Raw genomic sequence first — 17,028 nt, 5'->3', positions numbered from 1 at the left:
TTACTTCTTCTTGCCCGCATCAGCCACAGGGGCCGACTTGAAGTTGGGCAGATTGAACTGGGGCGGCACGCCCATGCGGGTGTTGATGACCCACTGCTGTGCGATGGACAGGATGTTGTTGGTCAGCCAGTACAGCACCAGGCCGGCGGGGAACATGAAGAACATCACGCTGAAGATCAGCGGCATGAACCACATCATCTTGGCCTGCATCGGATCGGGTGGCACGGGGTTCAGTGCGGTCTGCAGCAGCGACGACAGCATCATCAGCAGCGGCAGGATGAACCAGGGGTCCTTGGCCGACAGGTCGGTGATCCAGCCGATCCAGGGCGCCTGGCGCATTTCCACCGACGACAGCAGCACCCAGTACAAGGTCATGAACACGGGGATCTGGATCATGATGGGCAGGCAGCCGCCCATGGGATTGACCTTTTCCTCGCGGTAGATGCGCATCATCTCTTGCTGCATCTGCTGGGGCTTGTCCTTCAGGCGCTCGCGCATTTCCTGAATCTTGGGGTTGATGGCCTTCATCTTGGCCATGCTGGAGTAGGCCTTGGCGTTGAACCAGTAGAAGATGATCTTCAGGATCAGCACCAGACCGATGATGGCCCAGCCCCAGTTGCCCAGCACGCTGTGGATCTGGTCCAGCAGCCAGTACATGGGCTTGGCCAGGATGGTGAACATGCCGTAATCCTTGACCAGCTCCAGGCCGGGGTAGATGGATTCCAGCATCTTTTCCAGCTGCGGGCCGGCGAACAGGCGCGCGTCGACGGCCTTGGTTTCGCCGGGTTGCAGCGTACCCAGGGTGGTGATGGTGCCGGCGGCATACAGGTTGTCGCCCACCTTGCGTGCGAAGTTGTCGCGCTGCACGCCATCACCCAGCAGCCAGGCGCTGGCGAAGTAATGCTGCACCATGGCTACATAGCCATCGGGCGTGGACTTCACGAATTCGGTCTTGCCCTTTTCGATGTCCTTGAACTCGACCTTCTGGAACTTCTTCTCGTGCGAGTACACGGCCGGACCGGTGAAGGTCGAGTACATGGCCGACTTTTCGCCTTCGGGCGCATTGCCGTCACGCAGCAGCTGCAGGTACAGCTGGGGGCTCACGGCTGCCGTACCGGTGTTGACCACCTCGTGCTTGACGGCGATGTCGTAGGCGCCGCGCTTCAGTGTGTAGGTCTTGACCAGCTTCACGCCGTCCATGGCGGGCGACTCGAAACGCACTTGCAGCTCGTTGGCGCCATCGGCCAGCTCGCGCGCACCGGGCATCAGCTGCATGGTGGTCTTGTGCGTGGGGAAGTTGCCGCCGATCAGGCCCGTCTGGGCCAGGTAGACGCGGCTGGCGCTGTCGTCAAACAGCACAAAGGGCTTGCTCTTGTCCACGGAGTCCATGTACTTGAGCAGTTCGGCGTGCTCGATGCCGCCGCCCTGGCCGTCAAACGTCAGACGCAGCACATCGGTGCTGACGGTGATCTTTTCGCGGGCAATGGCGTCGGCTGCCGGTGCAGCGGCGCCACCGGGCACATCGCTGGCGGTGGCGGTCGGTGCGGCAACCGCAGGCACGTCCGAAGGCTTGGCCGCTGCCGGGGCAGGCGCGGTGGCAGCCGAGGGGAAGAACGTGGCTTGCTTGCCGTTGTGGATTTGCCACTTGTCCCACAGAAGAACCAGGGAAAAGGCAAATATCACCCACAGGATGGTGCGGCGAATGTCGTTCATGAAGACTTCTTTGCAGAGGAAGAGGAGGTCAAACCGGAAAACAGCCCTGGCGCGCGCTCGGGCACGGGATCATGGCCGCCGGCACACCAGGGGTGGCAGCGAGCCAGACGGCGCAGGGTCAGGTAGGACCCGGCGGCGGCACCATGCCGCTCCAGCGCTTGCAGGGAATAGGCCGAGCAGGTGGGCTCGAACCGGCAGGCCGAGCCCAGCCATGGACTGAGCGTGAGGCGATAGCCCCGCACCAATGCCATGAGCAAGGCCCGCACCATGTCAGACCACCCCTTCGGAAACCGGCGGCGCAGACGCGGGTTGCGCCTTGGCGGGCTGTTGGGCCCGGCGTATGGCCGAGGTGAACAGCTGCTGCAGCTCGGCCCGCACGGCCGCCTTGAGTGTATCGGAGCAGGCACTGATGAAGTGCTTGCGATCAAAGCCCGCCCGCAGGCGCACCACATACGCCGCCTGGGCAGGCAGGGCCTGCAGCTGCGGGGCGCAGGCCTCGGCCACGGCATAGACCTGGCGCTTGATGGCATGGCGGGTCACGGAACGCTTGGCCCAACGCTTGGGCACCAGCGGACCCATCCACACCTGTGGATAAGCCTGTCCGGGAACGGCAAACAGGGCCTGCGGCCCTTGCACTGGAGGCAAGGAGCCGGGCCCCGAAGGAATGGTGTCGGCGGCAACCTGGGCGGATTCGAGCACCAGGCGGTGCAAGGCGAAATGCGCCGACCGGGCGATGACGCCCCCGGACATTGCCGCCTGGAACTGCGCGCGCGTCTTCAGCCGCTGCATATCCATCAGCCCCGACCTGCAGGGCGTGAGATGGGACAGGCTGCCAAACGGACTGGCCTTAGACGGCCAGGCGCTTGCGACCCTTGGCGCGGCGTGCGTTGATCACGGCACGGCCACCCTTGGTCTTCATGCGCACCAGGAAACCATGGGTACGGGCGCGGCGGGTCTTGGAAGGTTGGTAAGTACGTTTCATGTTGATTCCTTGGAAGGTTCAGTTTTGCAGTGGCTGCGCTGCTTCGAATAAGCCGCGCCCGCCTGCACCGCCCGGCTGTCGCACACCCTCTTCCATTGCGCGGCAATCACTGCCGCACCCCGGAAACAGGCATGCACCAGTACCGAAAAATTTCCAGTATTGTGCGCCGCGCGGGACATATCACCCTGAACACATTCAGGGAAACCCGAAATTATCTCAGCGTTGTCCCCTTGTTGCAATGCCCCTGCAAAACTTCCGTCAAAATACCTCGCCTATAGGAAGAGAGGGTCGGGCGGGCCTTTCGTTGTGGATAACCATTTGAAAAGCTACAATCACTCCCCCGTAACCGTTCCTCCTATCCACAAGAAAACCAGCAAGAAATGACCGAGGAACCCACCAACGACGCAGGCCAGGGCCTATGGCAGGCCTGCGTCGAGCAGCTCAGCCAAGACCTGCCGGAGCAGCAGTTCAACACCTGGATCAAGCCTCTGACCGCCTCGGTGGCGGAAGACTTCTCCAAGGTCACGGTCTACGTGGCCAACCGTTTCAAGCTCGACTGGATCCGTGCCCAGTACGCGGGCCGCATTGCCGCGCTGCTGGAAGCCCTGTACGGCCAGGCCGTCACCCTGGAGTTGGCGCTTGCTCACCGCGAGAGCGTGATCAGAACCTATGTGCGCCCGGTGCAGGCGGCCAGCGCCGCCCCGGAAGCCGGCGCACCGGCCACCACCCTGTCGGCCGGTGAAGAAGCGGCCGCCCCGGTGTTCCGCACCCGTCTGAACCCGGCCCTGACCTTCGACACCCTGGTCGAAGGTACGGCCAACCGCATGGCCCGCTCGGCCGCCATGCACGTGGCGGGCTCGCCCGGCCACCTGTACAACCCCTTGTTCATCTACGGCGGTGTCGGCCTGGGTAAGACCCACCTGGTGCATGCCGTGGGCAACCAGCTGCTCAAGGACAAGCCGGACGCCAAGGTGCTCTACATCCACGCCGAACAGTTTGTGTCCGACGTGGTCAAGGCCTACCAGCGCCGCACCTTCGACGAATTCAAGGAGCGCTACCACTCGCTCGATCTGCTGCTGATCGATGATGTGCAGTTCTTCGCCAACAAGGACCGCACGCAGGAGGAGTTCTTCAACGCCTTCGAAGCGCTGCTGGCCAAGAAGAGCCATATCGTGATGACGTCGGACACCTACCCCAAGGGGCTGGCGAACATCCACGAGCGGCTGGTCTCGCGTTTCGACTCCGGCCTGACCGTGGCCATCGAGCCGCCCGAACTGGAAATGCGTGTCGCGATCCTGATCAACAAGGCCCGCGCCGAGAACGCAGAGATGCCCGAGGAAGTCGCCTTCTTCGTGGCCAAGAACGTGCGCTCCAACGTGCGTGAACTGGAAGGTGCGCTGCGCAAGATACTGGCTTACTCGCGCTTCAACCAGAAGGAAGTGTCGATCCAGCTGGCACGCGAAGCACTGCGCGACCTGCTGTCGATCCAGAACCGCCAGATCTCGGTGGAAAACATCCAGAAGACGGTGGCCGACTACTACAAGATCAAGGTGGCGGACATGTACAGCAAGAAGCGCCCAGCCAGCATTGCACGGCCGCGCCAGATTGCCATGTACCTGGCCAAGGAGCTGACGCAAAAGAGCCTGCCAGAAATCGGCGAGCTGTTTGGCGGCCGCGACCACACCACCGTGTTGCACGCCGTCCGCAAGATTGCGGGTGAACGCCAGCAACTGACCGAACTGAACCAGCAGCTCCATGTGCTGGAACAGACACTCAAAGGCTAATTTCCCGCCTGCGGGCCGGACTGCGGACCTGTGTCCGGGCCGGCAGGGGCACAATGGGGGTTTGGGCAGCAAGAGGGGGTACGCCACCATGTGCCGCTGGCCCAAACGCAGTCCCCGCATCACCATCAGAGGTTGACATGATCGTCCTGAAAGCCACACAAGACAAAGTTCTCGCGGTCCTGCAATCGGTGTCCGGCATTGTTGAACGCCGTCACACCCTGCCCATCCTGGCCAATGTGCTGATTCGCAAGACGGGCAACGCCTTGCAGCTGACCACCAGCGACCTGGAAATCCAGATCCGCACCACGGCCGAGCTCGGCGGTGATACCGGCGACTTCACCACCACGGTGGGCGCCCGCAAGCTGATCGACATTCTGAAGACCATGCCTGGCGACCAGACCGTGAGCCTGGAGACACAGCAGTCCAAGATGATCCTCAAGGGCGGCAAGAGCCGCTTCACGCTGCAGACCCTGCCGGCCGAGGACTTCCCGCTGGTGCAGGAAGCCGCCGCCTTCGGCCCGGCCTTCAGCGTGCCGCAGAAAGTTTTGAAAGAGCTGCTGGGCCAGGTCTCGTTCGCCATGGCCGTGCAGGACATCCGCTACTACCTGAACGGCATCCTGTTCGTGGCCGAAGGCAACACGCTGAGCTTGGTCGCCACCGACGGTCACCGCTTGGCTTTTGCCAGCGCCGAGCTGGATGTGGACGTGGGCATCAAGCAGGAAGTCATCCTGCCGCGCAAGACCGTGCTGGAACTGCAACGCCTGCTGAGCGACGTGGGTGGCGAAAACCAGCCCCGCATCGAGATGCAGTTCGCCAACAACCAGGCCAAGTTCACCTTTGGCGGCATGGAGTTCGTCACCAAGCTGGTGGAAGGCAAGTTCCCCGACTACAACCGCGTCATCCCGCGCAACCACAGCAACAGCATCACCCTGGGCCGCGCCCCGCTGCTGGCATCGCTGCAGCGCACCGCCATCATGACCAGCGACAAGTTCAAGGGCGTGCGCCTGAACCTGGAGCCGGGCACGCTGCGTGTGGCCTCCACCAACGCCGAGCAGGAAGAGGCAGTGGACGAGCTGGACATCGACTATGGCGGCGACGCCATCGAAATCGGCTTCAACGTGACCTATCTGATCGATGTGCTGGCCAATATGGGCCAGGACATGGTGCAGGTCCAGCTGGCCGACGGCAACAGCTCCGCCCTGGTCACCATCCCCGAGAACGAGCGCTTCAAGTACGTGGTGATGCCCATGCGCATTTGATGCCACCGGGGCGCCCTGCTGGGCACCCCCTCAAAAGAGCGGCAGATCCTGCGCGGATCGCGCTCTTTTCCACCGTTAGTTCATTGAATTCAAGGCAGAGCAGGTGCAGACAGCGCCTGCTTTTGCAGCACAAGGCATTTCATCCATGACCGCAGAGAACCAGCCAGATCCCCAGAACCAAGCCCCTGCAGGGGCCGACGCAAGCGGCTATGGGGAAGGCGCGATCCAGATCCTGGAAGGCCTGGAGGCCGTGCGCAAGCGCCCCGGCATGTACATCGGCGACACCTCCGACGGCACCGGTCTGCACCATCTGGTCTTTGAAGTGGTGGACAACTCCATCGACGAAGCCCTGGCTGGCCACTGCGACGACATTCTGGTCACCATCCACGCCGACGGCTCGCTGTCCGTCATCGACAACGGCCGCGGCATCCCCACCGGCGTGAAGATGGACGACAAGCACGAGCCCAAGCGCTCGGCTGCGGAAATTGCCCTGACCGAACTGCACGCCGGCGGCAAGTTCAACCAGAACAGCTACAAGGTCTCCGGCGGTCTGCACGGCGTGGGCGTGTCCTGCGTGAACGCGCTGTCCGTCAAGCTCAAGCTGACGGTGCGCCGCGACGGCAAGACCCATGAGATCGACTTCTCGCGCGGCTTTGTGCAAAACCGCCTGATCGAAGTGGTGGATGGCGTGGAAATCTCGCCCATGCGCATCATCGGCGACACCGACAAGCGCGGCACCAAGGTGCACTTTCTGCCGGACACCGAGATCTTCAAGGAAAACAACGAGTTCCACTACGAGATCCTGGCCAAGCGCCTGCGCGAACTGTCCTTCCTGAACAACGGCGTGCGCATCCGCCTGAAGGACGAACGCGACGGCAAGGAAGACGACTTCTCCGGCGCCGGCGGCGTGCAGGGCTTTGTGAAGTTCATCAACGGCAACAAGAAGGGCGTGGACATCACCCCCTTCTACGCCACGGGCACCCGCCCGGCCGAAAGCTATGGCGGCATCCCCGGCACCGAAATCGGTGTCGAGGTGGCCATGCAGTGGAACGATGGCTACACCGAGCAGGTCCTGTGCTTCACCAACAACATTCCCCAGCGTGACGGCGGCACCCACCTGACGGGCCTGCGCGCCGCCATGACGCGCGTGATCGGCAAGTACATCTCCGACAACGACCTGGCCAAGAAGGCCAAGGTCGAGATCTCGGGCGACGACATGCGCGAAGGCCTGTGCGCGGTGCTCAGCGTGAAGGTGCCCGAGCCCAAGTTCAGCAGCCAGACCAAGGACAAGCTGGTGTCCAGCGAAGTGCGTGCACCGGTGGAAGACATCGTCGCCAAGACGCTGACCGAATTCCTGGAAGAAAAGCCCAACGACGCCAAGCGCCTGTGCGGCAAGATCATCGACGCCGCCCGCGCCCGTGAAGCCGCGCGCCGGGCCCGTGAAATGACGCGCCGCAAGGGCGTGCTCGACGGCATGGGCCTGCCCGGCAAGCTGGCCGACTGCCAGGAAAAAGACCCGGCACTGTGCGAAATCTACATCGTCGAGGGTGACTCCGCCGGCGGCTCCGCCAAGCAAGGTCGCGACCGCAAGTTCCAGGCCATCCTGCCGCTGCGCGGCAAGATCCTGAACGTGGAAAAGGCCCGTGCCGAAAAGCTGCTGTCCAGCCAGGAAATCGTCACCCTGATCACCGCCCTGGGCACCGGTATCGGCAAGGTCAGCGCAGACAGCGGCAAGAGCAACACCGACGACTACGACCTGGCCAAGCTGCGCTACCACCGCATCATCATCATGACCGACGCGGACGTGGACGGCGCCCACATCCGCACCCTGCTGCTGACCTTCTTCTACCGCCAGATGCCGGATCTGGTGGAAGCCGGCCACATCTACATTGCCCAGCCACCGCTGTACAAGGTCAAGAACGGCAAGGAAGAGCTGTACCTGAAGGACGGCCCCGCCCTGGACCAGTACCTGATGCGCATCGCCCTGCAGAACGCCAGCGTCACCACCGGCGGCGCTGCGGCCCGCGGCATTGAAGGTGAAGAGTTGGAAAAGCTGGCCCACATGCACCTGGCGGCCGAAAGCGTGATTGAGCGCCTGTCGGCCTTCATGGATGCCGAAGCCCTGCGCGCCATCGCCGATGGCGTGCAGATCAAGCTCGACACCCTGGCCGATGCCCAGGCCTGCGCCCCGGTACTGGAAGCCAAGCTGCGTGAACTGACCACCACCGGCGTGCCCGCTGCGGTGACGGCCGAGATCGATCCGCACTCGCAAAACCCCATCCTGCGCATCAGCCGCCACCACCACGGCAACATCAAGAGCTCCATCCTGACGCAGGAGTTCGTGGCCAGCCACGACTACGCCGCGCTGGCCGATGAAGCGCAGAACTTCGTCGGCCTGCTGAACGAAGGAGCCAAGGTCACCCGCGGTGAAGGCGAAAAGGCCAAGACCGAAAAGGTGGGCGACTTCCGCCAGGCCATGCGCTGGTTGATTTCCGAAGCCGAACGCACCACCGGCCGCCAGCGCTACAAGGGTCTGGGCGAAATGAACCCCGAACAGCTGTGGGAGACCACCATGGACCCCGCGGTGCGCAGCCTGCTGCAGGTCAAGGTGGGCGACGCCATCGAAGCCGACCGCGTGTTCACCATGCTGATGGGCGACGAGGTGGAACCCCGCCGCAACTTCATCGAAGACAACGCCCTGCGCGCCGGCAATATCGACGCGTAAGCGCCATGGCGCACGGCAATCCGGCGCACAGAGCCGGATTGCACCCATAAGAAAGCCCGGCAGTGCCGGGCTTTCTTTCATGGAAATGGATCGGAGACCAAGAAAGGCTTCCAGCTCCGGTAGGCCCCGCTGTGGTCAAGCATGACCGCCAGCGGGACAGCGCGGCCAGTGCCGCCTGGCACCGGAAAACGCTCTCCCCTTGCCGCGCACCAGTGACGGCGGCGGCAAGGTTCTCCACCGATCAGTTCTGATCCACCTTCAGGCGCCCATCGCTGAGCATCTGCTTGACCAGCTCTTCGGACGAGCTGCCCTGCAGCAGGTCCACGCCTTGCAGCGTGATCTGCTGGTCCACCTTGGAGATCAGCGAACCGGCATCGTCGCTGAAGGCGCCGGTGCTGGAGATGCGCAGCACGGTGTCGTCGCCCTCCTTGCTGAAGCTCAGGTACTTGCCCAGGTTGTCGGCATTCTCCTGCTGCAGCAGATCGGCCAGATCCAGCACATCGTGGCCGTTGCCGAAGTCGGCGACGATGTCCTTGGCCGCGTGTGCCAGGCCTTCACCACCGGCGTCGCCCTGCTTCCAGACAAAGATGTCATCGCCGTCGCCGCCGATCAGGGTGTCGTTGCCGGCCCCGCCAATCAGCACGTCGTTGCCGCTGCCGCCTTCCAGGTGGTCGTTGCCCGCACCGCCGTGGAGGCTGTCATTGCCAGCTCCACCGCGCAGCACGTCGTCGCCCGCACCACCCAGCAGGGTGTCGCTGCCGGCCCCACCAATCAGGTTGCCATGGCTGCTGCCCGAACCGTCCAGCACCACGCCCGAGCCGCTCTGGCTGCTCAGGGTCAGGTCAAAGCTGCCGGAGATGCTGGACGACACATCGCTGCCATCCACCGTGTGGGCCGTGAATCCGATCTGCAGGCCGTTGGCCGATGCGTTCTGGTCCGTCAGCGCGTCCTTGGCCTGGACAAAGCCCAGCTGGTCCATGTCCGTCTGGGACAGACCGGTCAGCGTGTAGGTGTCGGTGGCCTGGTCGTAGCTGGCGGTGTGCAGGGTGCTGCCCACATAGAAGCTGGCGTGCTCGCCCAGACCGGTCAGGGTCAGGGTCACGGTCTCGAGCGAACTGTCACCCGTGCCGGCGGACTGGCGGTCCTTCATGGCCAGGTTCAGGTTCAGCGCGATGATGTCGCCTTCGCGGCCGAAGGACTGCTCCACCACCGGGGTGCTGGTCTCAAAGCCATCGGCCCGGGCAGCCACTTCCAGCTGGAAGGTCGCGGTGCTGACCTGCTGGTGCCCGGAATCGCTGCTCTCGCCGCTCAGCACACGCAGTGCCAGGTTGTCCACCGTACCGCTCCAGTTCTGCGGCGCCTGGATGCTGATGACCGGCAGCTTGCCGCCGTCGACCGGAATGCTCCAGCTGGAGCCGGTGTTGACGGCCTGCACCAGTGCCCCGTTGGCGTCGGTGTAGTACACCAGGAAGCCATTGGGCAGGTTTTCCAGGATGGCGGTGTGGATCTGCTCGGAGCCGTCGGCGTCCAGCAGCTTGCCACCGATGTCCAGCGTGATCAGGCTGGTGCCGGTCTGGTTTTCGCTGCCCTGGATGGTGCCGATGTCGCCGTCCTGGTAGGGGGTGTTGGTGCCCACGTTGGTGAACTCGAAGCCGTTGTTGATCTGCTCCACCACCACGGTGCCGCTGTCACCGTTGCTGTCGGCCCAGCCTTGCGAGCTGGTCCAGTCCGGCGCATCCTGCTCCTTGCTCTGGACGATCACTTCCACTTCCAGGCTGCCGTTGACGTACTTCTGCGCCGCATCGGGCTGGTAGTGCAGGCCCACGATGCTGGTGCTGGTGCCCGTCAGCAGCGCCTGCTGGGTCGCCGCATCCAGCGGCAGCTGGTAGCTGCCGTCTGCCTGCTGGACCAGCTCGGTCGTGCCATAGAACAGCTTGCCGCCACTGAAGCCATCGCCCTCGGCCAGCTTGATGGTCAGCGAGCCGTTCAGCAGGGACGGACCGTCCACGCCGCGCGCGATGTCGATCTGGATCGCAATGTCGCTGCCTTCCTTCGGGCGGTCGCCGGTCGGGCTGCCGCCATCGGCGTCGGCCGCCGACAGCACCACAGCAGTGCTGACCCCATCGGTCTCGGGCGCCAGGGCCAGCGTGTCGTGGACCTTGACCACGGTCTGCTCGCCGGTGGAGACCACATGCCCGGCCATGGTGGCGTCGATCTGCATGCCACCGAAGTGGTCGTTCAGATCGGCCGGCGGTGTAACCACCACCTCGCTCAGCAGGGCCTGCAGCGCTTCAGTGGTCTTGGCCGTTCCGGAGATCAGCCACAGTTCCTCGGCGCCATCGCCGCCCACCTTGGTGGCGGTCAGCGTGTGGCCGTCCTGGACGATGGTCGCGCCGGCCGGCAGCTTCAGGCTGAGCGTGAACGCCACGTCCTGGCCGCTGGGGTTGTCGCTGATCGTCGCCTGGAACAGCTGGTCCAGGGTGAAGGCCGTGTCTTCCTGGCCGGTGAAATCCGGGTTGCGTTCAAAGTCCAGCTGCACGGCTTGGCCTGGTTGCCCGCCACCGGTGAAGTCGGCCTGCAGCTCGTACTGCACGGAAGCATTCGAGAGGTTGCCGGCGCCTGCATCGTGGCTGAAGACTTCGATGCCGATCGTGGCATGGGCCTGGCCGGACAGCGCCGAGCCAGCCGTGAAGGACAGCTGCGCCTGGACGTCACCGCCATGGACGCTTGCCTGGAACTGGGCCAGCTGCGACTGCGTCACCTCAATCACCCACTTGCCGTTGTCCAGCTGGTGGGCCACACCCACCTGCGTGCCACCGATGCTCAGCCCGTCGACCGTCAGGCCATTTGGCACACCGGTCACCAGCACCTGGATCAGGGATTCGCTGCCATCCTGGTCGGCCGAGCTCAGCACAATGCCCACCTGGAAGTTGCCTGTGCTCTCCAGGGTCACCAGGGGCACAGTGCCGGAGGTGTCGGTGTTCAGGTCGGCGCCACCGGTGGTGATGCCACCAAGCTCCAGGCCCACCTGGTCGGTGACCGGGGTCACGTGCAGGTGGTAGTCCTGGGGTTCACCCACCGTGGTGACCGGGGCCACCGTGCCGTCGCTGGAGGCATCCGTCACCTCGTACTTGACCGTGAGCTTGAGCTCAGGTGCATCGGCCTGGTTGTCGGCCTTGTTCTCGGTGATCGGCAGCGCCTTCACCTGACCGGCCTGGGTGGCATCCAGCACGTACCAGTCGTTGCCCTGGGCATCGGTGACGATCTTCACCGATGCGCTGTCGATGGGCTCACCGTTCAGGAACAGCTGGAAGCCCTGGGATTCGAAGTCCTCGACCTTGATGTGCACATGGGTCAGGCTTTCGTTCTCGCCTTGCGGTGTCTGGATCGAGAAATCGAGCGCAGATTCACGGTCCTCGTACAAGGTGGCGTGCTGGTTGCCCACCGACTCGGGCGAAGGCGTGATGGTGGCCACCAGCGTTTCGGTCGCGTGGGCCTTCCAGTCGCCATCGTTCTCGGTGGTGACCGGTGTCACCTGCACCGACACCGTGCCGCTGAAGTTCTCGGGAGCGGTGATGGAGATGGCCTTGAGGGCGGCTTCGGAATCCACCGCCCAGACGCGGTCCGCACCCGTGCCACCCAGATAGCGCGCGCCTTCCAGGGTGAAGCCTTCGGGCAGGCCGGTGATGCGGAAGCTCAGCTTTTCCGAACCATCGGTGTCCGCCTGTTGCACGCTCTGGATCAGATCACCCAGCTGGATCTTGGCAACGCCGCTGTCCAGGTCCGCTTCCGTGTAGGTGTGGGATTTGGCCGCCACGCTGGCTTCATCGGCCACACCGACGACCTTGACCGGCAGGTTCTGCGTCTGGCTCCAGGCACCGGTGCTGGTGTCGAAACCCTGCAGGGCGTCCACCGCCTGGGTCTTCACCTCCAGTGCAAAGTCGGCATTGCTGTTGACCGGGGGGGTCACGCTCAGGCCGGCGCTGGTCTGGTAGTCGGTGATCACCACCGACCAGGATCCACCCTGCGACGTGACGGTGATGCCCGGCACGCCCGTGGTGGTGCTGGTGATTTCCAGCCCGCCGTAGTGCAGGCTGGCGCCCGCAGGAATCTGGGCGATGCTGACGTTGAAGGTTTCCGAGCCGTCCGTGCTGGAGGGCCGGATCGTCAACGCAATCGCCGTGTCTTCCAGGCCTTGTGCCGGCTGCACCGACAGCGCGGCCAGGTCGGCATCCGGCGCGACGTGGATGGTCAGGCTGCCCGCATCGGAGATGGCGGTATCGGCCACACCGGTTTCGGTATCGTCGTCGTAGTCGTAGGTCTTGGCCTGGAACTGGACCTGGAAGGTGCCCGCATCGTTCAGGGGGGCCTGGAACGTGAGGCTGGACAAGGCCGACAGCGGCACCTCGATCGGGGTGCCCTGGTAGGTAGCGCTGCCACCATTCCAGGTGAAGACGGTGCCGATGGCCGGGCTGCTGCCCAGACCGTCTTCCGACAGCTTCACCGGCGTCAGCAGCACGGTGGTGGTTTCGTCCTGGTCCTCGTTCTTCCAGCCGGCCTGGTTCAGCAGGTCGGTGGCTTCGATGTTCAGGTTGAACACCGTGTCTTCCTTGCCCAGGGCCGCATAGGTGTGGTCCGTGGTGGGCACGGTCAGGTCGGCCTGGCCGTTGTGGTCCGTATCGCCACCGGCGGTGCTTTCGGCCACCGGGGTCACGGTGATTGCCACCGGCTTCGTCACGGTCACTTCATTGCTGGTGGCTGCGCCACCGGTGACGTCGGCATTGCTGTCCACCGTGGTGATGGACAGCTGCACCGTGGCGTCCTTGCTGCTGTGTGCCGGCGGGGTGAGCGTGAACTGGCCCATCGCCAACTCGCGGTTGGCTTCGGAACCTGCCGTGAACTCGATCACATAGGGGTCGGCAGTGGTACCGGAGCCGGTCACCGTCCAGACCGCATCGCCGGCCGTGCCCGCAGCCGGCTGGCCGCTGAGCGTCCAGTCCTGCGGCAGCTCGAACTGCACCTTGGTGATGACTTCGGTGCCACCGGCCGTGCCGCTGTCCGTCACCCGCACGCCGGCGAGGAAGGCCACCGCCGTGTCTTCGGCAATCGCTTGCGGATCAGTCACGACCACATCCCCGGCGACCGGCTCGACGTGCAGATTCAGGGTGACGGAGTCGCTCAGCACCACGCCATTTTCCTTCGCCTCATTCGGGTCCAGGTCCTGGGCCTTGAGCGTCACCGTGATGCCGGTGATATCGCCGCTGAAATCCTTGGGCGGAGTGACGATGATGTCCGGCAGGCTGCTGGCATCCTTGCTGGTGATCTCCAGTGTCACCACCTGGGTGGTGCTGGTGATCAGCGTGCCGTTGACCGTGCTGCCCACGGGCAGGCCCGTGACTTCCAGCCAGCGGTGTTCGCTGCCATCCACGTCGGCTTGGGTGTTGCCATCGGCGCCGGTATCCAGGCTGACCTTCAACAGCGGTGTCAGGTTGACGCTGCCATCTTCCTTGACCGTCAGGTCGTGGCTGTCCTTGCCGTCGATCTTGAGTTCGATCAGATCGGTGACCGCAAGCACCTTCACATCCACCGTGGTGGAACCCGTCTTGCCCGGCACACTGCTGAGCTTGTTGCCGCTTGCGTCCACCTCATAGCTGGTCACGCTGACCTTGACCTGGAAGTTGTCGGCATTTTCCGCCGGCGGCAGCACCTGCAGAGCCTCGAATTCGGCGGTGGTCATCTGCAAGGCACCACTGGCGCTGGCGGTGTGGTTGCCATCCGTGAGCAGAACAGTGACCGAACTGCTGGTGAAGGTATAGACCACGTTGCCGTTGGCATCCAGCAGTTGCGCCCCAACCGGGAAGTCGCTGAGCGTGATGGGACCCAGGCGCTCGGGGTTGTCACCCGCGCCGGCACCGTTCTGGTCGCTCGCATCGCTGGTCGTCGGGGCCTTCAGGCCCAGGTGCACAGCGGTGTCTTCATTGGTGGTCGCAGCGACCAGTTTGTCCAGCACCGGCGCATCGGCCACGGCCTTGACCTGTACCGTCACCGTCCCTGCGACCGGCGAACCATCGTCCCTGACGATCGTGTACTTCAGTTGATCGGCAGCATACTGCTTGTCGCCTTGCAGCTGGTTGCTGTAGTTCGGGCTGGGCACATAGGTGATGCTGCCGTCCTTGTTGACGGTGACCGTGCCCTGCAGGCCATGGCCTGTGGCGTACACCGTGCTGCCATCGGCACCCGGTGTACCCTGCAGCACCGTGACGCCATCGGCCGCCAGAATGCGGATTTCGCTGGCCGCCACGTCAGCCCCGAGGCTGAACTGGTTGGCCGCCGTAGCGGCGCCACTGTCTTCGGTCACGGTGATGAGCTGGGAGGCGCGCTCCACATCGTCCGCCACGCTGACCTGGAAGTTGCCGCTGGCGGTGTCGCCATCGCTGTCGCGGGCCTCGAAGCTGATGGGCAGATCCAGCACATTGACCTGCTGGCCGTTGCCATCCACATGGTCCAGCGCGCCCGTCAGGGTGAACTTGTAGCCGGCCTGGTTGGTGCTGGCGTTGGTGATTTCCAGACGGAAGACCTCCGCGCCGCCTACACCGGCCGTGGCGATGATCTTTCCGTCCACCCCCAGGGTGATGACCAGGGCGGTGCCGTTGGAGCTCAGCCCCAGGGCATGCAACTGGTCGGCCGTGGCCTGGGTGAAGTAGGCCTTGGCGCCGCTGGCGTTGTCGGCACCAAAATCCACCGCCAGGCTGCCCGTGACCACCGTCAGGGCGCTGTTGGCCTCAGTACCGGTGGCCAGGTTCTTTTCTGCCACTTCGGCATTGGTCGGGCTGCCGATGCTGGGGCCGTCATCGGTGAAGACCAGGTTGGCCCCGATATTGACGGTGGTGGTGTGGCTGGCCTTGTCACCGTCCTTGTCGGTGATGGTGGCTGTGCCCGACAGCTTCACCAGGCCGTCCAGCAGGCTTTGCGTGTCGCTGCTGTAATCGCTGCTGTCCTTGCTGTCATGGTCGATGGCACCGGTCTGCACCAAGGTGACCTTGCCCGTGGCATCCACCGTCACACTGAACACCACCTTGCCGGTGGTTGCATTCCCGCCGGTGACGCCCACGATCTCGCCATTGGCCTTTTGGTACAGCAGAATGCTCTGGCCGCCGCTCTTCAGGCCCGAGTCCGCGCCGTTGTCCACGGCGAGCTTGTAGCTCCAGGCCACCGCACCCTTGGCGCCATCGGCGCCGTAGTCCGCGCTCTTGACCACAAAGACCGCTGCGAAATCCATGCTGGCCTTGTCCGGTGTACCCGCTTGCAGATCGGCGTCATCGGTGGTCAGTGTGGGTTCGGCCGCGCCCACTTCCGTCACGATGGTCGGCACATCGTCAATCACCTGCACGCCCAGCGTGCCCGCGGTGGACACCGTGCCCGTGCCATCGGCGCCCTTGGCAATCACTTCGAGCGCAATGTTCTTGAGCGCATCGTTGGTACCCTGAACTGATGCATGGGTCTGGGCCTGCGTCAGCGTATAGGTGTACTGCACATCCCAGGCCACATCCATGCCATCGGCCGTGGCCGTTGGCGTGAATCCGGTGATCGTCAGCACGCCATGGCCGGCCACCGTGATGGCAATGCCATCCGTGCCCAGGTCTTGCAGATCGGCCAGCGAAATGGTGGTGCCGTTGATCTTGATGCCATCCAGTCCCGAGCCAGCCGTCACCTTGAGCGTGCCGTGCGCGCTTTCGCTGTCGTCGGTGGTGCTGGTCAGGCCCTTTTCATTGACCGTGACCTGGCCCTTGATGGCGGCACCGTTGCTGTCCACGACCGTGAGGGTGGGCTTGTCCACCACCGTGCTGCTGACGCTGGACTGGGTCGCGCTGATCTGCAGGTCTTCGAAGCCCTTGTTGCTGCCGCCATTGTCTTGCACGGCCGCGATGGTCGCAGTCAGCGGCTCGCGGTATTCCACCTGGGTGTCCACCAGCGTCGTCACCGTGAAGGACGGCGCTGCGGTTTGCCCACCGGCAATGGTCACGGTGGTGGGCAGGTTGTTGACATCGGCGCCGTTGGCGGCCGCGCCGCTCCAGTCCAGTGTCACCGTCACGTTCTTGCCCGCCGCCACGCTGACCGGATCGCCGTTGCCGTCGACCAGGCGCACGGTGTAGACCAGGGCGCCGCCCTCGAACACGGCCGATTGGTCCACGCTGATCTGGACATAGACGGGATCGCTGTCGTCCAGGATGGTGGTCTTCGCCGGGGTCTCGTCCGCCACCAGATGCTCCAGCGCACCGATGGTGCCGGCATTGGCTTCGCTGACCGATGCGATGTGGTTGCTGATGCTGTCGTTCTCGGCGTACACGTCATCGCGGTTCACGGCCACCGGGTCCGAGGCTGCCGAGGCGCTGCCTGCGGCAATGGTGATCACCTCGCCATTGGCCAGGGTCACGGTGATGTCGTTGTGGGCCGTCACCGGCTTGCCGGCGGCATCCACCAGGCTGGCTGTGTAGGTGATGGAGCCACCGTCTTCGGTGGTCGATGTAGTGGCCTCCAGCTTGACGGTCACCGTGTCCACGTCGT

Annotated in this window: 8 protein-coding genes; 3 read left to right on the top strand and 5 right to left on the bottom strand. The window is 64.2% G+C overall.

From position 1 onward, the window contains the following. The 4 genes from yidC to rpmH are packed head-to-tail and all read right to left on the bottom strand — an operon-like array spanning nt 1 to nt 2,695. On the bottom strand, nt 1–1,713 hold the full coding sequence (gene yidC / locus B3349_RS03125) for a membrane protein insertase YidC (RefSeq protein ID WP_291586333.1): 1,713 nt from the start codon (nt 1,711–1,713) through the stop codon (nt 1–3). Continuing rightward, nucleotides 1,710–1,982, bottom strand: coding sequence for a membrane protein insertion efficiency factor YidD (gene yidD / locus B3349_RS03120; protein ID WP_083520472.1), 273 nt, complete (start codon nt 1,980–1,982; stop codon nt 1,710–1,712). Before yidD ends, yidC begins: the two co-directional genes overlap by 4 nt. Nucleotide 1,983: 1 nt before the next feature. Then, complete coding sequence (locus B3349_RS03115; protein ID WP_291586620.1) at nt 1,984–2,502, bottom strand: ribonuclease P protein component; 519 nt, start codon at nt 2,500–2,502, stop codon at nt 1,984–1,986. 58 nt (nt 2,503–2,560) lie between these two features. Beyond that, a complete protein-coding gene (gene rpmH / locus B3349_RS03110; RefSeq protein ID WP_012207856.1) occupies nt 2,561–2,695 on the bottom strand; it encodes a 50S ribosomal protein L34 in 135 nt (44 codons plus the stop codon). A gap of 380 nt (nt 2,696–3,075) precedes the next feature. Between rpmH and dnaA the strand changes: the two genes are divergently transcribed. From dnaA to gyrB, 3 genes are all read left to right on the top strand, one after another. Further along, entirely contained in the window at nt 3,076–4,479 is a 1,404-nt protein-coding gene (gene dnaA / locus B3349_RS03105; RefSeq protein ID WP_291586329.1) for a chromosomal replication initiator protein DnaA, read from the top strand. Between the two features lie 137 nt (nt 4,480–4,616). Continuing rightward, a complete protein-coding gene (dnaN, locus tag B3349_RS03100) occupies nt 4,617–5,738 on the top strand; it encodes a DNA polymerase III subunit beta (protein ID WP_291586327.1) in 1,122 nt (373 codons plus the stop codon). Nucleotides 5,739–5,883: 145 nt separating this feature from the next. Beyond that, complete coding sequence (gene gyrB, locus B3349_RS03095; RefSeq protein ID WP_291586325.1) at nt 5,884–8,463, top strand: DNA topoisomerase (ATP-hydrolyzing) subunit B; 2,580 nt, start codon at nt 5,884–5,886, stop codon at nt 8,461–8,463. 241 nt (nt 8,464–8,704) lie between these two features. Here the strand turns inward: gyrB and B3349_RS03090 are convergent, their stop codons facing one another. Further along, the gene (locus tag B3349_RS03090) at nt 8,705–17,014 is read right to left on the bottom strand and encodes an immunoglobulin-like domain-containing protein (RefSeq protein WP_291586323.1); all 8,310 of its coding nucleotides are present in this window, start codon (nt 17,012–17,014) and stop codon (nt 8,705–8,707) included. Between the last annotated feature and the right edge of the window lie 14 nt (nt 17,015–17,028).

Origin of the sequence: Comamonas sp. UBA7528 (assembly GCF_002479375.1) — a bacterium.
GTDB lineage: Bacteria > Pseudomonadota > Gammaproteobacteria > Burkholderiales > Burkholderiaceae_C > Comamonas.
This window is presented reverse-complemented; position numbering and strand designations above follow the sequence as displayed.